Source organism: Bifidobacterium catenulatum PV20-2, assembly GCF_000800455.1.
In the GTDB taxonomy this organism is placed as follows: domain Bacteria; phylum Actinomycetota; class Actinomycetes; order Actinomycetales; family Bifidobacteriaceae; genus Bifidobacterium; species Bifidobacterium kashiwanohense_A.
Genome location: NZ_CP007456.1, coordinates 191027 through 213664 on the forward strand (window position 1 = coordinate 191027; position 22638 = coordinate 213664).

Here is a 22638-nt window from a genome sequence, read left to right on the forward strand (position 1 = left end):
CGTTGTGGCAGGCCGTTTTTTATTCGATTTACTCGATTGACTGATTGGGCCGATTCGGTTGAACTCTGATTCGGTCAGTCGATCACGCCATACAGACGGTCGCCGGCATCGCCCAAGCCGGGCACGATGTAGCACTTGTCGTTGAGCTTCTCGTCGACGGCGCACAGCACCAGCTTGAACTTGATGGACGGATCGAGGTTCTCCTCAACGAACTTCAAGCCTTCCGGAGCGCCCAGAATGCACACGGCGGTAACATCCTTCGCGCCACGTTCAGCCAGGTAATGCGTTGCTGCGACCAGCGTGCCGCCGGTGGCGAGCATCGGGTCGATCAGGAAGCACTGACGGCCGCTCAGATCGTCGGGCAGACGGTTCGCATACGTGATCTGCTGGGTCGGGTTCTCCTCGTCACGCTTCATGCCGAGGAAGCCAACTTCAGCGGACGGAATCATCTTGGTCATGCCGTCAAGCATGCCCAGTCCCGCGCGCAGCACAGGCACAATGATCGGCGCCGGGGAAGCGATGTGCTTGCCTACCATCGGAGCGACGGGGGTTTCGATCGGCTTGTCCACGACTTCGATGTCGCGGGTGGCTTCGTAAGCCTCAAGCATCACGAGCTCGGAAACGAGCTCGCGGAACGTGGAGGACGGGGTGTTCTTATCTCGAAGAACGGTGAGCTTATGGTCCACCAGCGGGTGGTTCAAAACATGAATATCCATGATTGCTAAGCGTAGTCCATGATTGCGAAGAAAAGCGCGGGAACTGGGAAAGGAGCCAAGAAAGAAACTGAAAAATCGTATGAAAAAAGCAACGAAACTTAAGAAGAGGAAAAGCGCCGAACCACGAAAGCGCCTGTCGGCGCAAAGGCCGCTCGCAGCGGCAAAAAATGGAGCCCGGGGCTATGCATGGCCCGGCGCGAATTTCTATTCTACAGATGCTGCAGACCGCACGGTACGCCGTGTCGCGAATTGATATTGCGATTGCTGTGCGGCACTTTTATTAGGGGATAAGAGAAGTGGATTGCATTACTCCAGATTGCGCTACTCCAGTTTTCCTCGCCTCCACAGATTCGCCCCATGACGAAAATCCTTGGCGGTGACAAACAGATTGCCGGCCGTGTGCATCAAGCGGGCCGCTTTCGTGCGTGCTTGCTTTTTCGTGGCGTCCGAGCTTTCCGCTTGCACGGCCTCTGAATTCACCGCCTCCAAGCGTGAGGCCATATTTCGTGCCTCAATGCGCAATCCCAACGCAACCACGTCGGTGAACGCCGCCGCACGTTCCAACGCAATCGCGAAATCGCCGGTGAATGCGCCCGCCAGAATCGAATCGGCGGTGTGTGCAATGTCATCTTCCGTGGGTGCTTGGTCGACTCCGGCAATTGCCGAAGCGGTAGTTGCAATCGGTTCTCCGACGCGCCACAATCGTGCGATCGACTCACGATTCTTCCGCATCCACGTGCGCAGCACATACAGTCGCCATAGAATGCCCGGCAGCGAATCCGGCTCGGATTTGTTCCATAATTCGGCGATTACGTCAACGCCTTCGCGGTCCACCAGCGTGAGCACGCGCTCCACGAGTTCGGCGTCCTGCGTGTGATGCACGCGGTCCAGCAGCGCGGCTGCCGAGGTGTGGCTCATCTCGTTGATTTGTGCCGGATCGGCACCTCCCGCAATATTGTCGGCCATCATCTGGTCGAGCTGCCCCGGGCGGGCCGGACGCGGCGATCCAGTGTTGGTGAAACCGGCGGAACGGCTTGGAATAACCGAGCCGGAACCGTAATGCATGTTAGTAGACAATGGGCGAAACCTTTTGAATATCGATAATGCTGGGACCTTGCGGCGTATCGATTATAAACAGCGCTACGGCGGTGCCGGTAGGCATGAACGGCGTTTTGGCGATGAGCTGCTTGGAGAGCGCTTTGCGGGCGCACAGTCCGCGCAGATGGTCAAACATGCCCCCGATTACCGGTCGGTGCATGCAGATCGCCGTGGTTTCGCGGGTTTCGAGCGTGAGTTGGATCTGCTTGAGGAACGCCAGCCATGCGATGGTCGGGTGCTCGGCGAAGGCGTCTTCCGTGAGCGCGTCGATGTGTTCCATCGGGCGTTCGGTCTGCCAGCTAAGCACCTGCAGTGTTTCCTGGCAGCGCAGCCATGGTGAGGTTGCGAGGCGGGTTGGGTTGTAGCAGGCGAGTTCGCGGTTGAGTGCGAATGCTGCGGCCGCGCCTTTCGGAGTGATCGGCCGGTTCGCGTCGGTGCCTTTCCATGATTTGCGCGATTCAGCCTTGGCGTGGCGCACGATCAGCAGATTCTGCGCGGTTGCGGCACCCTCCTGTACACGGTCCACGAAGATGGCGAGGGTGTCTTTATCGGTGGAATGCGTGAGGATTTTACGTGCTTCACGTACGGAAACCCATACGATATCGTTGATTTCGCCTACGTCCGCGCGATGCACGGGGCCGAATGCGTCAAGCAGATGTTCCGCATCATCTCCGGAAATCGGTTGCGCCATCCAATACAACGTGTGCTTGGTGTCGACGGTGCGATCGTGTGAATGCCGGGTTTTCTTGCCTTCTTCGGACAGTGGATATTCGACTTCGCACAGATACGGGCCGAGGGCGATGGAAACGCCTGTCTCCTCGCCGATTTCTCGCACTGCGGCATGACGATGCGATTCGCCCTGCTCGAGTTTGCCTTTCGGCCAGCTCCAGTCATCGTACTTTGGTCGATGCACGATGCACACTTCAATGCTGTTGAGTTGTTCTTTTGGAGATTTCTGTGCTGCAATTGCTGGATTTTCAGCGATTTCGCTACCGGCTTTCCACCGCCATACAATACCCCCGGCGGCTTCTACGACACGTCTCATGTTCTCGCTCATATCTTTCATTGTAAGTGGTAGGCGTGGTTATTGTTCATGATTGCGCAACGAAAATGGCCGATCCCGCAATTGCAGAATCGGCCATTTTCGCGAAACTTAGTGCCTTGCCGGTCGGCGTGTATGCTTCTTGATGAGATATTCCTGGGAATCGACTAGCGGGCGACCCTCCTCATCCTTCGCATGGCGCACGTAGGTGCCGTCGGCTGCCATATGCCACGAGGTGGTGGAATCGGCCATCTGCAGATCCACGTACTTGATCAGTTCGTCGATCTGCTCCGGAGCGGTGATGCGCACCAGCGCTTCGACTCGACGGTCGAGATTGCGGTGCATCAGATCGGCGGAACCGATCCACACTTCCGGACCTGCGGCCGGGCCTTCACCGATCTGCGGGCCATCGGAGTTCGCGAATGCGTAAATACGGCTGTGCTCGAGGAAACGACCCAGAATGGAACGCACGCGAATGTTCTCGGAAAGTCCCGGAACACCCGGCTTGAGCGCGCAGATGCCGCGTTCCACGATGTCGATCTTCACGCCGGCCTGGCTTGCGCGGTACAGCGCGTCAATGGTCTTCTCGTCAACGATGGAGTTGACCTTGATCTTAATCCATGCTTCCTTGCCTGCGCGTGCGGCATCCTCTTCGCGGCGGATGCGCTGAATCAGGCCGGAACGCACGGTACGCGGCGCCACCAGCAGGCGGTGGAAGCTCGACTTCGGAGCATAACCGGACAGCTGGTTGAACAGGCGAGTCATATCCTGACCGACCACCGGATCGCAGGTCAGCAAGCCGAGATCGGTGTAGATACGGGCGGTCTTCGGGTTGTAGTTACCGGTGCCCACATGGCAGTAGCGGCGCAGGCCGTCGGCTTCCTGACGTACCACAAGGCTCAGCTTGCAGTGGGTCTTCAGGCCCACGATGCCGTACACCACGTGCACGCCGGCGCGTTCCAGCTTGCGCGCCCATGCGATGTTGGCGTCTTCGTCGAAGCGTGCCTTGATTTCGACCAGTGCCAGCACCTGCTTGCCCGCATGCGCCGCGTCGATGAGCGCGTCGATGATCGGGGAGTTGCTGGACGTACGGTACAACGTCTGCTTGATGGCGAGCACCTTCGGATCCGCCGCAGCCTGCGCTAGGAACGCCTGAACGGAGGTAGAGAACGAATCGTACGGGTGATGCAGGAGGATATCGCGTTCGCGAATCGCTGCAAAAATGTCTTGCGCGCGGGACGACTCCACCTCAGCAATCTGACGATTAGTGGTCGGTACGAACGAACGGTACTTCAAGTCCGGGCGGTCGATGCCGCCAAGCTCGAAGAGCACGGTCGCATCGAGCGGTGCCGGCAGGCGGTATACCTCATCGGCGCTGACGCGCAGCTGGTCGGCGAGCAGCTGGGAAAGGAACGGGCTGGTCTCGTCGGAAATCTCAAGACGGATCGGCGGTCCGAAACGACGGCGCAGCAGCTCCTTCTCCATAGCGTTGAGCAGGTTCTCTGCATCATCCTCTTCCACGTCGATATCCTCGTTACGGGTAACGCGGAAGGAACGTGCTTCCTTGATGATCATGCCCGGGAACAGGGATTCCAGATGCGCGATGATCAGGTTCTCCATGGTGATGAAGCCGTAGCGCACGTTGGTGGCATCGTCGTCGGTCATGTCGTCGACGGGCACGAGACGGTTCAGGTTTCCAGGAATCTTCACGCGAGCGAAGTGGGACTTGCCGGAAGCCGGATTCTCCACGAGCACGGCGAGGTTGATGGAACCGCCGGAAATGTACGGGAACGGATGGGCCGGGTCCACGGCGAGCGGCGTCAGAACAGGGAATACCTGCTGACGGTAGTAGCGAGACAGGCGCTCCTGTTCGGCTGCGGTGAGCTTGTCCCAGCTCAGAAGCACGATCTGTTCCTTCGCTAGGTCGGGAAGAATGTGATCGATCATGTAGTGCGCGTGCTCGTCCTGCAGACGGTGTGCTTGCTCGCTGATGGCGCGCAGCTGCTGCCTTGGGCTCAATCCGGAGGCTGCCGTCACGGCGATGCCGGTGTCGATGCGGCGCTTCAGGCCTGCGACGCGAACCATGAAGAACTCGTCGAGGTTGTTCGCGAAGATTGCGGCGAAGCTTGCGCGTTCGATGATCGGCAGGTCCTCGTCCTGAGCGAGTTCGAGGACGCGCTTGTTGAACTTCAGCCAGCTCAACTCGCGGTCGAAGAAGCGGTCGTTCGGCAACGGCTCTTCGCCGGCCTGAAGCTCACGCTTGTCGTTTTTATCGGTCTCGGCGATATGCTCAGCTATCTGGCTGCGCAAGATCGCCTTCGAGGGTGCGTCAAAAATCTGTGCCATACTTTCCTACTCTATCCTTAAGTAGCTGGAAATGCCGCCAAAAGTGTCAAAATTTAGCAGGAGTTAACATTCGTTCGTTCATTATGCAAAATAAAGCGTCGACACGCCGCATTTTTGCTACAAACGCACGCAATCAAACAAACACGCCGCGCGTTTCGCACATGACGGAACATTTTCGTGATTCTTGCGATCGCAAAGCAACAGTTGCGATAAATAGGGAACATCAGCCGGTTTCGGTTTGCGATTGCCGGATTGCTGAGCATAATTACAAAGTACGAGAACAACTTAAGAGCAGAGCCCACAAAGAGTGTATGGCCAAGATAGGTCGTTACGTTGGACGGGCATTGGATAGACTTACCGTTACGACGATGTTGTTGTGCAGAGATTCTGCTTTCGAGGTTCTTGCAAGGAAGGCCCGCTTCGGCGGGTCTTCCTTTTTGTTTTGAGGTGTGTGGCATGCGTCCGTCCCGTTTTCTGGAAGGAATCGACGGGCGTGGATATTTGATGTTTTGTGGATAGCTGTGGATGACACGCCGTGGTTGTGGATAACTAGCGTCCTCCGACCACAGGGCCGGTTCGGCTTGCGATGGTATGCATTGGGGCCTTTCAATCGACGGTATGAGTAGTGCAACGTCTTTTCCCAATATGCCTCCGGTGCCGTTGCCGTCGGGCGGACTGATGCCGGTCGTGAGCTCGGCCACATCAAGAACGGCGCCTCCGACGCAGCGTAGAACCATCTCTCCGCAACGGTTTTACACGCCACCTGGATTAGTCCAAAGCGGAGCGACACCGGTCGACGCGATGCCTGGAACGTACGACATGGTTGCCGAGCGTGGCCGTACGGTGCGAGAACAACGCTGCGATGTGAGCAATGTGGTAATCGTTGACTCCGTAGTGGCGGGAGTGGGAGCGAGCACCCTGGCGGCCATTTTGGCTCGTGAGCTGAACGAGCGTGGACTCAAATGCGTGCTTGTCGATGCCGATCTGCAAGGCGGAGGCCTTGACGTGCTTCTCGGCGTGGAAAACGAGGACGGCTCGCGACTTGGGGAAATCAGCGCACCGCTTGGCACCATCGACGGCAAGGCGTTGCTGCGGGAGCTGCCAGTCTGGGATGGCGTGCCACTGCTGTCCTGCGATCCTTGGAAAACCGAAAATCCGCAATCCTGGGAAGTGCAGGCGTGCATTCGCGCGCTATCGCAGGTACGAAGTGCGGTCATCGTCGACATGGGGCAATGGAACGGACTGCAAGATCTGATGGAACTACGACAAGCCATCCGCATCACCGTGGTCGAAATGACAGTACTTGGCCTTGCCCGCGCCAAAGCGAACATGCAATCGCAACGCAATCCAAGCGATCCAATTGGGGAACACGATGCCGCAACGCAGGAACGGGAGTTTCTTGTAGGCATACAACCGCGCGGAACCATACGCGACCATGGTGTGACGGCGACCGAGGAAGCGGCGGAATATCTCGACTGCGATATCGCCGCGGTCATCACAACGGACGCCAAACTCTGCAGCGAACTGTTGGAAGGGCTCGGACTGCGCAAACCCAATCGTGCGAATGCAAAAGCAATCGCAACGCTGGCTGATCTCATTCAGGAGGCATTGGGAGAAAAGAGCGTCAACCATGGAACTCGGCCCGCTTAGCGATATCGCATCCGAACCAGGCGTCACCGACATTGCGGTGACCTGCGACGGCACCGTATGGGTGGATCGCGGCCAAGGAATGCGGCCGCACGCATTGCGTGTGCCATTCGCCAACCCGCAAGCCATACGCGATTTCGCCGTACGACTGTGTTCGCAGCTCGGCAGAAGACTCGACGACGCATACCCGATAGCCGATGCCTCCACCGTGGAAGGCGTGCGTGTGCACGCGGTTATCGCACCGCTCGTTCCACAAGGCGCGGCCATCAGCATACGATTGCCGGACGCGGTTGCGCCCAGTCTGGAATCCTTGGCGAAAAACGGCATGTTTCCAAGCAAATGGATGCCTTTGCTGGAAGGATTCGTGGAACGCAAGGCCAGCGTGCTTGTGACCGGTGGCACCGGAGCCGGCAAAACCACGATGCTCAAGGCAATGCTTATGCGATGCGCGCCGGGGGAGCGCATCATCACTGTGGAAGAGGTGCGCGAACTCGGCATGCTCGACCATGACAATCGCGTGTCGCTGGTGACGCGAGACGCCAACATGGAAGGCAAAGGTGCCATAGGACTGTCGCAATTGATATGCGCGACATTGCGAATGCGGCCGGATCGCATTGTGGTGGGCGAATGCCGAGGCGGCGAAATTGTGGACCTGTTGCGTGCGCTGAATTCCGGGCATCGCGGAGGTATGACCACTTTGCATGCCAACCAAGTAGCAGCGGTCCCTTCGCGACTGGTGGCATTGGGGCTGCTTGCTGGGTTGAGCCCGCAGGCCACTGCGGCGCTTGCACAAGACGCATTCGACGTGGTGCTACACGTGAGTCGGGTGGGAGGCCGTCGGCGCATCACGCAAATAGGGCGGCTCGAATTTACGGAAGGCAAATTGCGCGGAAACCTGCTGTCCGGATGGAACGGCAGCCAAATGCTGGCCTCACAGCAGTGGCCCGATTTCGTACGTGCATGGAGTCGTTGAATCGAGGTGGATGGATGGGAAGTCTTGGCGTTATCGCCGCGATATTGTTCGGACTGGCCGTATGGCTGTGGCCACGCCGAAACACGTACGATGTGGGTGAACGAACAGGGGATGGTTCAGGGTGCGCAGGTGGGCGATGGAGTAAGGAACATGGCGGGAAGCAGGGATTGGAACCCGAAGGAATCGAAGACTTGAATGCGTCGGCGAACGCATTGCCCGCCATCGGATGTATGGCATGTGTGGCGTCTCTGCGAGCCTCCGTGCGTAGCGGAGCCACATTGGTGCAGGCGTTCGAAGAACTTGGAGGAACGCCGTTCGCCACGGCTGAACTCACCAGACTGCGCATAACCATGGTGATCCGCAGCCGATGTCCGCCCAACGAGCAATCCGGGAGATTCGGGCAATCCGGCCAAGTCGAACGGCTGAGCGGCGAGTTGCATGCGGCCTGCCAGCTGAGCCTGACGCTCGGATGCGAAACCGGCCGATGCTTGCAGGCGGTGGCTGAATCGTTGAAACGGCAACGATTATTGGATGATTTGCGTGCCAACGCATTCGCCATGCCCAAGGCGACGGTGAAACTCCTGCTGGCGTTGCCGCTGCTCACTGTGCTCTTGGGAGAAGGCATGGGTGCGCACTCATTGGCCTTCCTTGTTTCAGGGGTCAAAGGCTTGGCATGCCTCGGATTTGCCCTCTGCTGCTACACGTTCGGACTTATCTGGATACGTGCGCTGATACGGCAGGATGATATGAAAGGAGCCATGCGATGACTGGCTTATGGATGCTGACAGCGGTGGCGTGCGCGGCCGAGGCGATATGGCTGAAGCAGTGGAGGCCGGTTCGCGCGCCCTCCGACCTTGCGCCCGCCGAGCGAATGCGGGAACTTCCTCTGCCGTTGATATTGGAGATGCTCGGCGTCGCCATCCGACAGGGATCTTCCGTTCCACGTGCGCTGATTGCCGTGGGAGATATTGCGGCAGGAGAATTCGGCGCAGGACTGCGGTCGGCCGGAGAACAGTTGAACAAAGGTGTTTCCTGGGATGATGCGTGGCCAGATGATGGCGATCTTGCGGTAGTACGCGATGCGTTCGCCTCCTCATGGCACAGCGGTGCCTCTCCAGTGGAACGCTTGGAAACAGCCGTCGAACAATTGGATTGGGACGAGCGCTCGCAGATCGAACAGGCTGCGGCGAAATTGTCGGTTCGTTTGTTGTTGCCGACCGGATTGTGTTTTCTTCCCGCATTTATTGCGGTTGGAATCATTCCATCCATCATGTCGTTTGTGCAATGACGGCGTTTGCGCAACGACAACGAAAAAGCGGGGAATGTCGGGAGACGATAATTCACGGAGTTTTGTGGATAACTGTGGATGACACGCCGAGGGTGTGGATAACTCACATCCTCCGACCACAACCCTGGAAAAACGCTCCTGCAAGCGTGATGATGCGCAACACTGGGTGCACTCGGCCGTCCGGCCGGGGTTGTTCGAACGAAAGGAACGCCATGAACAACGTAACGCCAATCAATGTCGATGGCTTGCCAGGCCTGATAGGCAGGGCAGGGCAACGGCTGCATGCCATGCGGGGACAGGTTAACAAGGCGATATGCCTGTTGGATGCGCGTATGCGCACGCTGACCGCCGAACCGGAAGAAGGCGCCGCCACCGCCGAATATGCGGTGGTGCTGGTTGCCGCCACCGGATTCGCCGCCGTCTTGGTGGGCATCATGAAATCCGATGCCGTCAAAACGCTGCTGACCAACATCATCAAGAAAGCACTCAGCGTCGGGTGACCCATGGTGAGGCAGTGGTGGAAACGCCATGCTGATGATGCCGATGAGGGAGCGGCCACCGCGGAGTTCGCGGTGGTGCTCCCCTGTGTGGCGGCGGTGGCGATTTTGGTGTTGTGTCTGGGACGCGCGTCCGTGGTGTCGATGAGCTGCCAGGATGCGGCTGCGGCCGGTGCGCGGGCCTTTGCGGTTGGTGATGCCGGCGGCGAATCGAAAGCAAGGGCTGCCGCTGTGGCTGCGGCCGGCGATTCGGCGACGGTACGGTTCGACCGTAACGCGGATTCCGTCACCGTTACGGTGCAATGCCCTGTAATACCTGACCCAACCGGCATGCTTCCCACACGAGTCACAGGCAAAGCGACCCGCTACTTCTAGCGCCTGTGCCTTGCATTTGCGTGATACGGGGCTGCTGGGGTGTGGGCTATACGTGGGTCTTCGGTTTCGGGAACTTGCAAGCACGACATGTGAAACATGCTGTGAAACACTGTTGGAGAGCGTCCGATGGATGCGAATCAGAAAGGAATGAGAGATGTGAAACGCTTTGTGAAACATTGGCTTGCTTGGATTCGCCGATCCGACGAAGGTTCGGGAACCATATCCGGTGTGGCACTGATTGCGGTGGCGGCCATCATGTTGAGTGCGGTTGCGTCGGCAGGCAATCTGTTGCTTTGCCTGCATCGCGCGCAGAATGCGGCCGACCTGGCGTCGGTGGCTGCGGCCAACGCGCTATATGGAGGCTCTGCCGACCCCTGTTACGTGGCGGAACGTACCATTTCCGGTAATAATGCGACGATCGGATCCTGCACGATAGAAGGTGAGGATGTGCTGGTCGAAGCGCAGGTCGGTACGCAAGTGCCATTCGTATCCCACGTCAGCAAGCGGTCGAGAGCGGGACCGATTGTCTGCGAATAAGCATCGTCTGGACAAGCGTCTCATGGCGGAAAATCGTCACGCAAAACGTGGCCATTTGTCTGGAAATCCGTTCGCATGTGGCGTGTGACGCGAATCGCGATTATCGTACTGAAGTATGAGCGAAACGTCCTATGTGAATGCGACCGTTGCCGTTGTCGGCAATCCGACGTCGAACAAAGGCAAGGGCACCGAAGTCGGCAATCAGGTGACCGGTCTGCTGCGGGAAGCCGGGCGCAAGCATGGTTTCAACGTTATCGATGTGACCGGTGAGAGTTTTGAAGACTCTTTGCTGAACGCCAGGAACCGTAGAAACGAATATGACTACTTGGTGGTGGTCGGCGGTGACGGCATGATCGCGCTTGGCGCCAATGCCGTGGGCTGCTCCGGCAAACCGCTCGGCATAGTGGCGACGGGTTCCGGCAACGATTTCGCGCGTGGACTTGAATTGCCGGTCAATCGTGTTCAAACCGCTGTCGATGGCATTGTCGGCGCGATCGTGCGCGGCACGCATATTGACGTGGATATGGGACTGGCCACGTCGTTGCAGGGCGGATATGCCGTCGATTCCAGCACCGGTGATGAGTTGGTCAGCGATTCGGGTATGCCATTGCGTCCGGCGGTCAATCGCTTCTACGCGGGCATGCTCTCGTGCGGTTTGGATGCGAGCGTCAACGACCGTGCGAACCACTCTCGTTTGCCGAACGGTTCGTTGCGTTATTTCGCGGCCGTGCTTGTGGAATTGACCCATATGAAGCAGTACGGGTACCACATCAAAGCTACGTTGGCCGATGGAACGGTGGAAGAGCAAGACGTTATCTCGCCGCTGCTCACGGTGGCCAATTCGCGGCATATCGGCGGAGGCATTGAGATCTCGCCGTATTCGCGGTTCTCTGATGGTTTGCTTGACTTGGTGTGGCTCGACCATGTGCCCAATGTCGCCGAATGCGCGGATGCGGTGGCGCGTGCCTACAGTGGCAAGATCCTCGGATGCAAGGTGTTTGGCTGGAAGCGTGTGCGCGATATCGAAATCACCCGCGCGCAGGAGGGCGATGAGCCGCCGGTCTTGATGGCGGACGGCGAATATGTTGGTCGCCTGCCTGTCAAGGTCGTAGTTCAAGACCGTGCGTTGCGTGTGCTGGTGCCGCCGGCCGTGGCGGAAAGCCAGGCCGCCAACACCGAAGAGAAAGTGCTGGAAGCCATCAAGCGTGATCACCGTGATCCGGTCACTGGCAAAACCGACACCTACTACGCGAAGCGCTCGCGGTAGTGCGTGCACATTGGCCACGAGCGCGAACGGGAAGCATTTGAACCATTCGGACTTGCCGATCTTGCCTCACTTGCATTTGAGCGCCATAAAGCCGATGCAGCCTACTTTTACATGTATTCGTTCAGGTGCAGCGTCTGTGCTGCGACCTGCCTGATGACGGTGTCTTCAATGTCGGGGTGCAGTCTGATCAGCGAAATCAGGCCAACGATGAGCGTATAGAACGTCTCATGCTCGTTGGTGATGGGCATGCCATGTAATTTTTCGAAATCGCGCACTGTCGAATTGCAGATGTATTCCGCAATGCGATCGGCCACGCGGTCGATGAATTTGATGTACAGCCCCGCGTTGCCGTCTTCGATCATGCGTTGGCTGAACGGGCCCTCATCGGTGATGAGGGAGCGGGTCAGCCGCACCACGTCGTCGAGTGCTTTCGAGATGTTGCCGACCTCTCGATTGGCGTTCCACTGTTCCAATTGCGTGATCACTTCGTCGATGACGTCGTCAAGCACGGCATCCGCGACTTGATCTTTGTCTTGGAAATAGTGGTAGAAGAGAGATCTGGTCATGCCGACGCGGCCCGCAATATCGCTGATGGTGACTTTAGAAAAGCCCTTTTCCAGGCAGATTTCGTGGGCTGCGCGCACGATTTGCGCACGGCGTGCGTCTCCGACTGTCATCGCGGAAGCGTTGTGCTGTCCGTCCATGGCTCTCTCCTTCGCTCGAGTGGCGTCTCTCACCTGCGCGACATGTTGACACTCTGTCAATTTCTTGACTGCCTCCAGTCTAAAACGGAAATTGACGCGACGTCAATTTCGTAGTGTCGCTGTCGTTAATCCCAGCTTAAACGTTGCCACGATGCTTGTCTCCAGGGACACGCGCTGCACCGTTACGGGCAGGCTGTGCAGCTGGTCTTTGCAAAAAAACGTGTCGTAATTAATCGGTAGCCTAGTGGCACTACTGCGGAAGGAATTGCGATGGCACTGGCACTCTATAGAAGGTATCGTCCCGACACATTCGACGGCGTGATCGGTCAGGACCAGGTCACGGTTCCGCTGATGCGCGCGCTCGACGAGAACAAGCTTACGCACGCCTACCTGTTCTCCGGCCCTCGAGGTTGTGGCAAAACCAGTTCCGCCCGCATTCTTGCGCGATGCGTCAACTGTGCGAAAGGTCCGACCTCGCATCCGTGCGGCGAATGTGAAAGCTGCAAGGATCTCGCTACGGGCGGCCCCGGTTCCATCGATGTGGTGGAAATCGACGCGGCCTCGCATAACGGCGTGGACGACGCCCGCGAACTGCGTGAGCGCGCTGGTTTCGCACCGGCCCGCGACCGCTACAAGATCTTCATTCTCGATGAGGCCCACATGGTCACGCCGCAAGGCTTCAATGCGCTGCTGAAAATCGTGGAGGAGCCGCCGGAGCATGTGATGTTCATCTTCGCCACCACCGAACCAGACAAGGTGATTGGCACCATCCGTTCGCGCACCCACCATTACCCGTTCCGCCTGGTGCCGCAGGAGGTTATGGGTCCGTACCTCGAGCAGATCTGCGAAGACGAGCATATCGAGGCCGAGCCGGGCGTGCTGCGCCTTGCCATGCGCGCCGGCGGCGGTTCCGTGCGAGACACCCTTTCTGTGCTTGACCAGCTCATGGTTGGTGCGGTCGACGGCAGCATCGCATACGATTCCGCGGTTGCGTTGCTCGGTTTCACGCCCGACGCCCTGATTGGCGAGGCCGTCGACGCCGTTGCCGACAAAAATGGCGAAGCACTGTATGGCGTGATTCAGAAGGTTGTGGTCGGCGGTTTCGATCCCCGTCGATTCGTTGAAGATTTGCTTGCCCGCGTGCGCGATTTGCTGGTGCTCACGTTGGGTGGAGCGCGCGCGGAAAGCGTGCTTTCCGACGATGCGGCCGCCGAGAACATGGATGATTTGCGTCGTCAGGCTTCCGCTTTGGGATTATCCGCGCTGACGCAGATGGCTGACACGATCAATGCGACGCTTGCCAATATGACCGGTGCGATTTCGCCGCGCATGCGACTGGAATTGCTTGCCGCGCGCTTGCTGGCTGGGCGTGAGGAAGGGATGGCTGCCGTTGCGTCATCTTCCGGTATGCCCGATTTTGCCGGCGATTCCGGGGCTTCCGCCGCTGCAGAATCGCTGCGTGGATCCGTGGCCGGCTCGCGCCGCGGTACGACGAGACGTGCAGACGGTGCTCGGCCACAGGATTCCGCGTCGGCAATTGATGCTCCTTCCGCGCCTGTGAAACCGGCTGTGCAGCCGTCTGTGGCGCCGATGAATCCCGCCGACGCCGTCGCTTCCGGTGTGGCTTCCATGCTTGCGGATGTTCAGCAGGCGATGAGCGCGACGTCTTCCGTTGCAGCCGCTGCGCCTGCCGCGACGCCGGTGCCTGTGGCAACTTCCGCACCTGCTCCGGTACATGACGATCGCACCCCCGACCAGAAGTGGGATGCTTTGGTGGCCGCGCTCCCTGAAGATGTGCGCGGTTATGTGAACCGCGAAAAAGTGCCTCGTGTGCTGTTGCGCGGCGACAGCTTGTGGATCAAATTCGACAAGGCGCTCAGCAAATACGCGTTCGCCAAGGGCGTGGCGAAAGAGTCGGTGGATGGAACCACCGAAGTGGTGAAAATCGTCCGCGCCGAAGTGCACAAGGTGTTCGGCCCGAATGTCACGCTTGCCCCCGCCAAAAAGCTGGCGGACGGTTCCGAATCGGTGCCGTGGAGCAAGCTTAGTCCGGAAGAGCAAAGCAAGATCAACGTGCAGCTGGCGCAGGAGCGACTCAAATCCGCAACGCTGCTGACCGCGAATCTTGGCACCGCCGCAAGTCTTGAATCCTCCGGCAAAGAGCCGGCGGTCGAGGGCGCGCAGAAAGCCGAGGATGGCGGTAATGCAGGGGATTCTAACGATGAGGAGGCTCACCGAGCCGTTGCGGACGCAACCGCTGAAAACGATCCATGGGCGGTCTCACAGCAGGCCGCAGTAGCCCCACCGCAACTGGATGACGATCCATGGGCCATGCCAGCGCAACAGATGCAACCGCAATCGGTAATCGCAAGCGGCGTCAACGACGTGAAAGCGCCGGAACAACACGCGAAACATGTGGCCGTTCCCGATACCAGCGATAATGTCGACCCTTGGGCCGTGCCAGCGCCGGTATCGCAGCAACCGCCGGTGGACGACGATCCTTGGGGTGCCCCCATGCCAGTCCAGGCAGGGCCAGCGGAGCCCATGCCCGCTCCAGTGGAACCTGAAACGGCCCCTAAGCATGCCAATCACCAGCATCGCGCACCTCGGCAGGAAGCGGCATCGCAGCAAAACCAGCCGAACGCCGATCCATGGAGCCAACAATTCTCCGCGCCTGCACAGCCGACACCGCAGGTCGCCGCGGAAGACGACGAATATTCCATGAGCGACGAATCGATCGGAGCGTCCAACGCGTTAAGCGTGGATGATCTGACACGACTGTTCGAAGTGAAAAAAGTCGAGGATTTCGGCCCCGACGACGCCAAAAACCCGCGCAACATGCAGCAGAAGAAGAATCTCGACGATTAACGCGGCACAATCGCGAATCTCACGGAAACAACTGCGAATCTTACGGAAACCAAGGAAAGGTGAACCATGGCACTGGCCTATGACGGCGCCATCCAACGACTGATCGACGCATTCGCGCACCTGCCCGGCATCGGGCCGAAAGGCGCGCAACGCATCGCCTTCTACCTGCTCAACGCATCCGACGAGGAAGCGCAGACCCTGGTCGACGCCATCACCGAAGTCAAGGAAAAAATACGATTCTGCGACATTTGCGGCAACGTGTGCGAAACCAGCCCATGCCCGATCTGCGCCGATCCGCGCCGCGATCATAGCGTGATCTGCGTGGTCGAAGAACCGAAAGACGTGATGAGCATCGAACGCACGCGCGAATATCGCGGCCTATACCACGTGCTCGGTGGCGTCATCAATCCGATGGCCAACGTGCAGCCCAGCGACCTCAACATCTCCAAACTCATCGAACGGCTCAAAGACAGCGAAGTCACCGAAGTGATTCTCGCGCTCAATCCGAACGTGGAAGGCGAGGCGACCACCAGCTTCCTCTCGCAGCTGCTTTCGCAAACCGACATCACAGTCACGCGCTTGGCGAGCGGTCTGCCGGTCGGTGGTGACCTCGAATATGCCGACGAAATCACGCTCGGACGTGCGCTGGCCGGGCGTCGCGCGGTTTGACGCTACATTGCCTGCGCATTGCTTATGCTGGCTTGCGCTGGCATGTATTGGATTGCGCAAGCGTCGTACGGGCGATCTGCGGAAGATTTGACGGAACGTACGTCGAAAAAATGTGTGGATTCCATATATTGTTCCGCATGTTGGGCGTGCAGGGGCTTGACAAATCGGATTTTTCCTATAATCGACCAGCCTGCTTAGTATGTTGACAGGCAACACATTGAAGAAGATTGGATAAGTTGTGGCTCTCATCGTGCAGAAATTTGGCGGCTCTTCCGTAGCCGACCCAGAATCGATCAAGCGCGTGGCCCGACGCATCATCGAAACGAAGAACGCCGGCAATGACGTGGCCGTGGTGGTTTCCGCAATGGGAGACACCACCGACGACCTGATCGATCAGGCGCTCAGCATCGACTCTAACCCGCCGGCGCGCGAGATGGACATGCTGATGACCGCAGGCGAGCGTATTTCGATGAGTTTGCTCGCAATGGCAATTCATGCGGCCGGCTCTCACGCCTACTCCTTCACTGGCTCCCAGGCTGGTTTCATGACCGACGCCCAGTTCGGTACCGCGCATATCAAGGCCGTGAAACCTGACCGCGTGCGTCGTGCGCTCGACAAGGGTTCCGTGGCCATCGTGGCCGGCTTCCAAGGCGTGAACGAGGGCGGCGACGCCACCACGCTCGGCCGAGGTGGATCCGATACCTCCGCAGTGGCTTTGGCCGTGGCGCTGGACGCCGACGTATGCGAGATCTACACCGACGTCGATGGCGTGTTCACCGCCGATCCGCGCATTGTACCGACCGCACGTCGTATTCCCGTCATCGACTACGAGTCGATGCTGGAAATGTCGTCCTGCGGTTCCAAGGTGCTTGCCCTGCGTTGTGTGGAATACGCACAGCGGTTCAACATGCCGTTGCATGTGCGCAGCTCCTTCTCCCACCGCCGCGGCACTCTGATCGTGCCGGAAGATGTCGATCCGCGCACATTGCCGAATATCTGAGATTTGCAAGAAAAGAATCGCAAGGCATCGCAAGATATTGCAGGCAATCGCGAGAAAACGCAAAATAAGCTAAGACTTTACAAACAAAGGTAAGAACATGAGCGAAAACAACAACCAGTCCTTGGGTGACCTGTTCCCCGATCTGGGACCGGAAGTCCCGATCATTTCCGGCGTCGCGCACGACAACACCGAATCGCTGGCCACCGTGCGCCGTGTGCCGAATGAGCCGGGCATGGCCGCCAAGGTGTTCACGATGCTGGCTGAGGCCGGCGTGAACGTCGACATGATCGTGCAGGCCTCCGCTTCCACCGGCACCGCCGACATTTCCTTCACCGTGCCCGGTTCCGCCGCGGCCAAGGTACGGGATGTATTGCAGGAGAAGCAGGATGAACTGGGCTACCAGTCCTTCGACATCGACGCCAACGTGGGCAAGGTGGCCGTGGTGGGCGTGGGTATGAAAACCCACTCCGGCTTGGCTGCCAAGTTCTTCAACGCGCTGAGCGACGAGGGCGTGAACGTGCTGATGATCTCCACGTCCGAAATCCGCATCGCCGCGCTGGTTCCGCTCGAGCAGCTGCAGGACGCCGTCCGCGCGCTGCACACCGCCTACGGCTTGGACGCCGAGCAGGTGGAAGCCGTGGTGTACGGCGGTACCGGTCGCTGACGCAATAGCACGTAATATCAATCGCAAGAAAGACTTGACTGGATTGCCTTAGGCATCTCAGTCAAGTCTTTTTGTATTCCCATATCTGTTTTACAGATATTTTTTGCAGATAATCTGCAAATAAAAAAGCGGAGGATTGCTGAATAATCAACAATCCTCCGCAGTATTATGTTCTGCAGAAATCAGATATTACCATGTGCAATCATGCATGATCATGCGTAACTGCAGAATATACGCAGATCGCTGTCACTTCTTGGTGATGTAGCCGAGTGCCTTCAGCATTTCGGCGCTTTCCAGTGCACCGCCGGCGGCACCGCGCAGGGTGTTGTGAGCCAAGCCAACGAATTTCCAATCGAAAATGGAATCCTCGCGCAGACGGCCGATGGAAACACCCATGCCACCCTCGTAATCCACGTCCTTCTTGACCTGCGGACGATCATCGTCGGTCAGATACTGGATGAACTGCTTCGGCGCATGCGGCAAGCCAAGCTCGGAAGCCTGGCTTGTGTAGTTAACTAGGCGATCGACAAGCTCTTCCTTGGTTGGATTCTTGCCGAAGTTGATGAACACGGTGGCGGTGTGACCGTTGAGCACAGGCACGCGAATGCACTGCGACGTGATTTTCAGCGGACCGTCGAATGGCACGATTTCGCCCTTTTCCTCATCGACGTGACCGAACACCTTCAGCGGTTCCTTCTCGGACTTCTCCTCTTCGCCAGAGATGAACGGAATGATGTTGCCCAGCATTTCAGGCCAGTCGTTGAACGTCTTGCCAGCGCCGGAGATGGCCTGATAGGTGCTCACGATAACCTCGCGCGGCTCGAATTCCTTCCAAGCGGCGAGCGCCGGAGTGTAGGCCTGGATAGAGCAGTTCGGCTTGACGGCGATGAAGCCGTGCGTGGTGCCGAGACGCTTGCGCTGGTGCTCGATCACCTCATAATGCTCCGGGTTGATTTCTGGCACGACCATCGGCACGTCCGGAGTCCAGCGGTGGGCGCTGTTGTTCGATACGACCGGCGTTTCGGTTTTCGCGTATTCCTCTTCGATAGCGCGGATCTCGGCCTTCGGCATGTTCACTGCGGAGAACACGAAATCGACGTTCTTGACCACGTCTTCCACGTCGGCCACGTTCTTGACGACCATGTTCTTCACGAATTCCGGCATCGGCGTTTCCATCTTCCAGCGACCGCCGATGGCCTCTTCGTAGGTCTTGCCGGCGCTGTGCGCGGACGCGGCAAGGGTGACCAATTCGAACCACGGATGGTTTTCGAGCAGCGTGACGAAGCGCTGTCCGACCATGCCCGTAGCTCCGAGAATGCCGACCTTAATCTTTTCGGACATAACAACCTCTCGCTTATGCTGGAACGGTTTCGTATGATTTCACGCTTGAGGTCGACCAGCCGGCCCCAAACGACTCCGTGGGCGGCCACATGCGTTGTTTTATCTTACGAAATTCGCGGAACAAGCATGTTCTCCTATCCGTATGCTGGTCTGTTTCGAGTATGAGTTTGGCGATTGTTATGTGTGGCAAAATGACGTACACTATTGGTATGGCTACAGTAATAAGTAACAGGACATCGCGGTTGGATATTCGTTTAACAGCGGAGCAGCGTTCGTTGATTGAGCGCGCTGTCTCGCTGAAGGGGTCCACGATAACACAATGGACGGCGCAGCATCTACTAGATGCCGCACGACGGGAAATAGAGGAGGCTTCCTCACTCAAACTTGAGAATGAATCGTTTGATGCGTTTCTTCGTGCGCTCGATGAGCCTATTCCGGCTGAGACGAAGGAACTTATGCGGAGGGAACCTCAATGGGCGTAACTGAAGTGAGGTTTCTCGAGCCGCGAAGATTGAATCCTGGCGAGACGCTTGAAGGTTTCTCGTGTGGTGTCGAACTGATCGACAATTGGGCGAATCGCCATGCCCCTTATGCGGCGAAGCGGGGTACGGCGGTTCCATACGTGTGTTTCACAACAAGTGGGGAAGTTGCGGGCTTCTATGCGATTAGTGCGTATTCAATTGATCGTGATGCCGTGAGAGGTGGATGGCTTAAACGGAATGCCCCTGCCAAAATACCTGTGATTCTGTTAGGAATGCTGGGCGTGGATTCACGTTTTCAGCATCAGGGGCTGGCATGGATGTTGCTGCAGGATGCAATCAAGCGAGCTCTTGCAGTAGGCCGCCAAATCGGGTCCCGCGCACTTGTTGTTGATTCTTATGATGATGTCTCGCGTGGCTTTTACCAGCATTTTGGCTTCCGTGACGTCTCTGGTTCCAACAGTATGTTTGTCAGATTGGTTTGAACGCAGGATGCTTCCTGCCTCACAGAAACGCTGCATAGCCTTTCGTCTGCGCGTGGAGCAATAACAAATACCGGCGCTGAATAGTGCAACGAATGTTTTTGCGGAGCATGTTTGCCGTTGCTGTGCATAATATGAAAAACGGAAATCATTCTGCTTCCGGAGCGCGCAAGTCTACTTCGCGCACTTTTTGGTATATGGCTCCGATGTCTTTGAGGTTGATGCGGAACTGGCTGCGCGGTCTGCGAGGCTTTTCGTGCTTTGGACGTATCGCTCGCGTACACTGGAAGCCATGTCGAAGGCATCAGAAGAAGCGCAAAAGCAGTTGGATCGTATCGTGGCGTTGGGCTACCCGGATGTGGCCGATATGTCGGCCGCCGCGTTCCGTGCTTTGGCGCGCCCGCTCATCCGTGCGTTGGAGGATTCCGATTTGGGCACGCAGATTCTGTTGGTGCCTACGCGCGAGTTGGTTTCCCCGGAATCGTTGATCGCGCGTACGTCGATCAATCGCATGGCTGGTTTCACCACGATGCCTCCGCGCGATATTGCCAGTTTTCTTCCGCAGGATGGTTTCGAACCGCCGGAAGGCCCGTTTTACTTGGTGATCGAGCCGCATACGGGAACCTGTTACATCAATCGCGAGCCCGATGTTGCGCGCAAGCTGATCGATTCCGACGAGCGTTTGCCTCTCACGTTGGAAGAGGGGCTTGCGATTGCCACGCAGCATCCGGAATGGTTGTTGGAGGAGAACGGGTTTAATTTGTTGGGATCGCGTTCCGCGGATGGTCGTGTGCCGAGTATTTGGATGAGTCAGAATGCGCCTCGATTGGGTGCGGTATGGCCGAATTCCCGTCATACTTGGCTTGGCAACGCGTTTTGTGCGTCTCGTCGCGGTGTCAGTCTGTTCCATTGATGTTCCGCTGATATTTCGCAGATTTTCCACAGATTTTCCGCATTCCGCAGATTGGCGATTGTCCGACTGTCGCGACGGCCATGCCTTGCGGCGGTCGCGCCTAGCGCTTGAACAGTTTGGCGATGGCGTGGCCGGCTGCGGCGCACATCACCGATCCGACGCCCAGCAGTGTGACGGTGACCTGCGGGCGGCGCAATTCGTTGCGGATGCCGACCAGATCGGTCACGCAATGGTCTTCGAAGAACACGCGCAGTTCGTTGCTGGAATAACGCCCGACCAAATCGCCCCACGTGAGCATGCACGTCACGTAGCTGACCGGATTATTCTCACGGAATTCGAACAGGCGAATGCCGCGCAGTCGCGATTTCGGCCCATAGCATTCGAAGCCGCAGGTCGGCGCGTACCCAAGATCGATGTCGTGCGCGTGCCCGACGAACGCGTTCTTATGATCATGTCCGCAGAACAGCGCGAAATAGCCGCCGGCATCGCGCAGCGCCTGCACTTCGCCAACGTTCTCGTCCGCGCATCCGATCGCCTCGCCAAGCCGTGAGCCGGGTCTGCACACGTCTCGATCCAATATGTAGCAATGCCCTGCGAACGTTCGCGCACCCTCCACCGCATTCGGCGTGTATGCGGGCACTTCGCGCAGGCAGTCGTAGAATTCCTGCGGCGGAATATGTTGGAACGCGATCGCCGGAACCGCCAAACCGTCGCCGTTGCGTTCGCCCAACTCGCGTTGCACTTGCTTCAGCCATTCGATCGCCTCCGGCGAAGGTGTACCGTAGCCGTCGGAATCGGCCAAATCCCAGCCGCGTGAATTCGACGCATACTTTGCATAGGATGTCAGCGATTCCCGTCCGCCGGCAGTATTGCGGGCAATATTTCCGGCAGCATTGCTGGATTTACCAGTATCTCCAACATGCTCGTAATCGTTGGAAATGCTGCGATCGCCGTCAAACGCATTATCCGCATAATCGCCGGAATTCACCATCATCACGCTCATCGCAATGCGCCCCGACCCGTCGGAAGCCTCAATCGGAATCGCAAACGTGCCTGGTTCGAGCGCCAAAGGAGACGACCCGGCAATGGGGTTCATGCACCCGGAAAACTCGCGGTAGATGTCATCCTGCTCGTCTGCGAGAATGCCGCACTGGAAATCGTGGTTGCCGTAGGTTGCCGCGAAGGGGATTCGCGCTTCCAATGCAGGTCCGAGGAATGCTGCGAACGTGTCTCGTACTTTCTGCCGTGTGCTGTCGAGTATGGTTGCGGCGGTCGCGCGATTGATGGATTGTGCCCACGATTCAAGCTTGTTGGCGGATCCGTTGCGCCCGTCGCGTTTGTTGCGTTTCACGAGTTTCGGCGAGTCGGTGCCGATGCCGTCGATCATCCAATTGTCGTCGGTCGGGGGCTGTTCGAGCAACGCTTTGGTGAGCGGATGGCGTTTGATGCCGCGGATTTTCGCTTCGATTTCGGTGACCGCGCGTATGTGCGTGCCCGGCTGCTCTCCGCGGCGGCGCAGGAACGTGTCGATGTACGCGGGGTCGTATCCGCGAATCTGGTCGCCGGTGAAGACGATCAGATCGGGATGCGTTTTCTTGATGGCGGCTTCGATGAGACGGATCGTGTCTTCGCGCACGTTCGGTCCGTCCTGAATATCGGCCATCTGCAGCACACGGAAGGTGCCGTCGCTGTTGAATCGCAAGGTCATGATGCTCACTGTAATGCGGCAAAT

The 22638-nt window shown here is 58.1% G+C and carries 22 protein-coding genes; 15 read left to right on the forward strand and 7 right to left on the reverse strand.

Going from position 1 to position 22638, the window contains the following annotated elements; all coding sequences use genetic code 11:
• Positions 1 to 74: 74 nt before the first annotated feature.
• The 4 genes from upp to AH68_RS00725 all read right to left on the reverse strand — a co-directional run bounded on the left by upp (position 75) and on the right by AH68_RS00725 (position 5202).
• A complete protein-coding gene (upp, locus tag AH68_RS00710; protein ID WP_039196723.1) occupies positions 75 to 716 on the reverse strand; it encodes a uracil phosphoribosyltransferase in 642 nt (213 codons plus the stop codon).
• 321 nt (positions 717 to 1037) lie between these two features.
• A complete protein-coding gene (locus tag AH68_RS00715) occupies positions 1038 to 1781 on the reverse strand; it encodes a hypothetical protein (protein WP_039196724.1) in 744 nt (247 codons plus the stop codon).
• Position 1782: 1 nt separating this feature from the next.
• Positions 1783 to 2880 (reverse strand): NUDIX hydrolase, encoded by a 1098-nt coding sequence (locus AH68_RS00720; RefSeq protein ID WP_081995840.1) that lies wholly within the window; start codon positions 2878 to 2880, stop codon positions 1783 to 1785.
• 87 nt (positions 2881 to 2967) lie between these two features.
• Positions 2968 to 5202, reverse strand: coding sequence for an RNA degradosome polyphosphate kinase (locus tag AH68_RS00725; protein ID WP_004220317.1), 2235 nt, complete (start codon positions 5200 to 5202; stop codon positions 2968 to 2970).
• An 819-nt stretch (positions 5203 to 6021) separates the two neighbouring features.
• Between AH68_RS00725 and AH68_RS00730 the strand changes: the two genes are divergently transcribed.
• From AH68_RS00730 to AH68_RS00765, 8 genes are all read left to right on the forward strand, one after another.
• Complete coding sequence (locus tag AH68_RS00730; protein WP_039196727.1) at positions 6022 to 6852, forward strand: P-loop NTPase; 831 nt, start codon at positions 6022 to 6024, stop codon at positions 6850 to 6852.
• Positions 6833 to 7822 carry a TadA family conjugal transfer-associated ATPase gene (locus AH68_RS00735; protein WP_039196728.1) on the forward strand — a complete coding sequence of 330 codons (990 nt, stop codon included), beginning with the start codon at positions 6833 to 6835 and terminating at the stop codon, positions 7820 to 7822. The genes AH68_RS00730 and AH68_RS00735 overlap by 20 nt, the downstream gene beginning before the upstream one ends.
• A 14-nt stretch (positions 7823 to 7836) precedes the next feature.
• Positions 7837 to 8589 carry a hypothetical protein gene (locus tag AH68_RS00740; RefSeq protein ID WP_395947815.1) on the forward strand — a complete coding sequence of 251 codons (753 nt, stop codon included), beginning with the start codon at positions 7837 to 7839 and terminating at the stop codon, positions 8587 to 8589.
• Positions 8586 to 9110: a type II secretion system F family protein gene (locus tag AH68_RS00745; protein ID WP_039196731.1), complete on the forward strand. Its 525-nt coding sequence runs from the start codon at positions 8586 to 8588 to the stop codon at positions 9108 to 9110. The genes AH68_RS00740 and AH68_RS00745 overlap by 4 nt, the downstream gene beginning before the upstream one ends.
• 212 nt (positions 9111 to 9322) lie before the next feature.
• Entirely contained in the window at positions 9323 to 9610 is a 288-nt protein-coding gene (locus AH68_RS00750) for a DUF4244 domain-containing protein (protein WP_039196732.1), read from the forward strand.
• A gap of 3 nt (positions 9611 to 9613) precedes the next feature.
• On the forward strand, positions 9614 to 9982 hold the full coding sequence (locus tag AH68_RS00755; protein ID WP_039196734.1) for a TadE family type IV pilus minor pilin: 369 nt from the start codon (positions 9614 to 9616) through the stop codon (positions 9980 to 9982).
• Positions 9983 to 10129: 147 nt separating this feature from the next.
• Positions 10130 to 10519: an Rv3654c family TadE-like protein gene (locus tag AH68_RS00760; RefSeq protein ID WP_052189235.1), complete on the forward strand. Its 390-nt coding sequence runs from the start codon at positions 10130 to 10132 to the stop codon at positions 10517 to 10519.
• Between the two features lie 115 nt (positions 10520 to 10634).
• Entirely contained in the window at positions 10635 to 11786 is a 1152-nt protein-coding gene (locus tag AH68_RS00765) for a diacylglycerol/lipid kinase family protein (protein ID WP_039196735.1), read from the forward strand.
• 107 nt (positions 11787 to 11893) lie between these two features.
• Here AH68_RS00765 and AH68_RS00770 read toward each other — a convergent pair whose 3' ends face one another.
• Complete coding sequence (locus AH68_RS00770) at positions 11894 to 12490, reverse strand: TetR/AcrR family transcriptional regulator (protein ID WP_039196738.1); 597 nt, start codon at positions 12488 to 12490, stop codon at positions 11894 to 11896.
• A gap of 270 nt (positions 12491 to 12760) precedes the next feature.
• On the opposite strand from AH68_RS00770, the gene dnaX reads away from it, so the two are divergent.
• From dnaX to AH68_RS00790, 4 genes are all read left to right on the forward strand, one after another.
• Positions 12761 to 15358 (forward strand): DNA polymerase III subunit gamma/tau, encoded by a 2598-nt coding sequence (dnaX, locus tag AH68_RS00775; protein ID WP_039196742.1) that lies wholly within the window; start codon positions 12761 to 12763, stop codon positions 15356 to 15358.
• Between the two features lie 66 nt (positions 15359 to 15424).
• Positions 15425 to 16027 (forward strand): recombination mediator RecR, encoded by a 603-nt coding sequence (gene recR, locus AH68_RS00780; RefSeq protein ID WP_039196745.1) that lies wholly within the window; start codon positions 15425 to 15427, stop codon positions 16025 to 16027.
• 238 nt (positions 16028 to 16265) lie between these two features.
• Positions 16266 to 17027 carry an aspartate kinase gene (locus tag AH68_RS00785; RefSeq protein ID WP_081296599.1) on the forward strand — a complete coding sequence of 254 codons (762 nt, stop codon included), beginning with the start codon at positions 16266 to 16268 and terminating at the stop codon, positions 17025 to 17027.
• 97 nt (positions 17028 to 17124) lie between these two features.
• Entirely contained in the window at positions 17125 to 17691 is a 567-nt protein-coding gene (locus tag AH68_RS00790; protein WP_033500678.1) for an ACT domain-containing protein, read from the forward strand.
• 246 nt (positions 17692 to 17937) lie between these two features.
• On the opposite strand, the gene asd is transcribed toward AH68_RS00790, so the two are convergent.
• A complete protein-coding gene (gene asd, locus AH68_RS00795; protein WP_039196754.1) occupies positions 17938 to 19032 on the reverse strand; it encodes an aspartate-semialdehyde dehydrogenase in 1095 nt (364 codons plus the stop codon).
• Positions 19033 to 19241: 209 nt separating this feature from the next.
• Between asd and AH68_RS00800 the strand changes: the two genes are divergently transcribed.
• The 3 genes from AH68_RS00800 to AH68_RS00810 all read left to right on the forward strand — a co-directional run bounded on the left by AH68_RS00800 (position 19242) and on the right by AH68_RS00810 (position 20906).
• Complete coding sequence (locus AH68_RS00800; RefSeq protein WP_144245743.1) at positions 19242 to 19514, forward strand: type II toxin-antitoxin system TacA family antitoxin; 273 nt, start codon at positions 19242 to 19244, stop codon at positions 19512 to 19514.
• On the forward strand, positions 19505 to 19996 hold the full coding sequence (locus AH68_RS00805) for a GNAT family N-acetyltransferase (protein ID WP_039196758.1): 492 nt from the start codon (positions 19505 to 19507) through the stop codon (positions 19994 to 19996). The genes AH68_RS00800 and AH68_RS00805 overlap by 10 nt, the downstream gene beginning before the upstream one ends.
• Positions 19997 to 20285: 289 nt before the next feature.
• Positions 20286 to 20906, forward strand: coding sequence for a DUF5701 family protein (locus tag AH68_RS00810; protein ID WP_039196760.1), 621 nt, complete (start codon positions 20286 to 20288; stop codon positions 20904 to 20906).
• 100 nt (positions 20907 to 21006) lie between these two features.
• Here the strand turns inward: AH68_RS00810 and AH68_RS00815 are convergent, their stop codons facing one another.
• Complete coding sequence (locus AH68_RS00815; protein ID WP_395947833.1) at positions 21007 to 22617, reverse strand: metallophosphoesterase family protein; 1611 nt, start codon at positions 22615 to 22617, stop codon at positions 21007 to 21009.
• Between the last annotated feature and the right edge of the window lie 21 nt (positions 22618 to 22638).

Excerpts from the sequence above, each read along its gene's own strand:
- upp (WP_039196723.1), bottom strand. The coding sequence starts at position 716 with ATGGATATTCATGTTTTGAACCACCCGCTGGTGGACCATAAGCTCACC.
- AH68_RS00715 (WP_039196724.1), bottom strand. The coding sequence starts at position 1,781 with ATGCATTACGGTTCCGGCTCGGTTATTCCAAGCCGTTCCGCCGGTTTC.
- AH68_RS00720 (WP_081995840.1), bottom strand. The coding sequence starts at position 2,880 with ATGAAAGATATGAGCGAGAACATGAGACGTGTCGTAGAAGCCGCCGGG.
- AH68_RS00725 (WP_004220317.1), bottom strand. The coding sequence starts at position 5,202 with ATGGCACAGATTTTTGACGCACCCTCGAAGGCGATCTTGCGCAGCCAG.
- AH68_RS00730 (WP_039196727.1), top strand. The coding sequence starts at position 6,022 with ATGGTTGCCGAGCGTGGCCGTACGGTGCGAGAACAACGCTGCGATGTG.
- AH68_RS00735 (WP_039196728.1), top strand. The coding sequence starts at position 6,833 with ATGGAACTCGGCCCGCTTAGCGATATCGCATCCGAACCAGGCGTCACC.
- AH68_RS00740 (WP_395947815.1), top strand. The coding sequence starts at position 7,837 with ATGGGAAGTCTTGGCGTTATCGCCGCGATATTGTTCGGACTGGCCGTA.
- AH68_RS00745 (WP_039196731.1), top strand. The coding sequence starts at position 8,586 with ATGACTGGCTTATGGATGCTGACAGCGGTGGCGTGCGCGGCCGAGGCG.
- AH68_RS00750 (WP_039196732.1), top strand. The coding sequence starts at position 9,323 with ATGAACAACGTAACGCCAATCAATGTCGATGGCTTGCCAGGCCTGATA.
- AH68_RS00755 (WP_039196734.1), top strand. The coding sequence starts at position 9,614 with ATGGTGAGGCAGTGGTGGAAACGCCATGCTGATGATGCCGATGAGGGA.
- AH68_RS00760 (WP_052189235.1), top strand. The coding sequence starts at position 10,130 with ATGAGAGATGTGAAACGCTTTGTGAAACATTGGCTTGCTTGGATTCGC.
- AH68_RS00765 (WP_039196735.1), top strand. The coding sequence starts at position 10,635 with ATGAGCGAAACGTCCTATGTGAATGCGACCGTTGCCGTTGTCGGCAAT.
- AH68_RS00770 (WP_039196738.1), bottom strand. The coding sequence starts at position 12,490 with ATGGACGGACAGCACAACGCTTCCGCGATGACAGTCGGAGACGCACGC.
- dnaX (WP_039196742.1), top strand. The coding sequence starts at position 12,761 with ATGGCACTGGCACTCTATAGAAGGTATCGTCCCGACACATTCGACGGC.
- recR (WP_039196745.1), top strand. The coding sequence starts at position 15,425 with ATGGCACTGGCCTATGACGGCGCCATCCAACGACTGATCGACGCATTC.
- AH68_RS00790 (WP_033500678.1), top strand. The coding sequence starts at position 17,125 with ATGAGCGAAAACAACAACCAGTCCTTGGGTGACCTGTTCCCCGATCTG.
- asd (WP_039196754.1), bottom strand. The coding sequence starts at position 19,032 with ATGTCCGAAAAGATTAAGGTCGGCATTCTCGGAGCTACGGGCATGGTC.
- AH68_RS00800 (WP_144245743.1), top strand. The coding sequence starts at position 19,242 with ATGGCTACAGTAATAAGTAACAGGACATCGCGGTTGGATATTCGTTTA.
- AH68_RS00805 (WP_039196758.1), top strand. The coding sequence starts at position 19,505 with ATGGGCGTAACTGAAGTGAGGTTTCTCGAGCCGCGAAGATTGAATCCT.
- AH68_RS00810 (WP_039196760.1), top strand. The coding sequence starts at position 20,286 with ATGTCGAAGGCATCAGAAGAAGCGCAAAAGCAGTTGGATCGTATCGTG.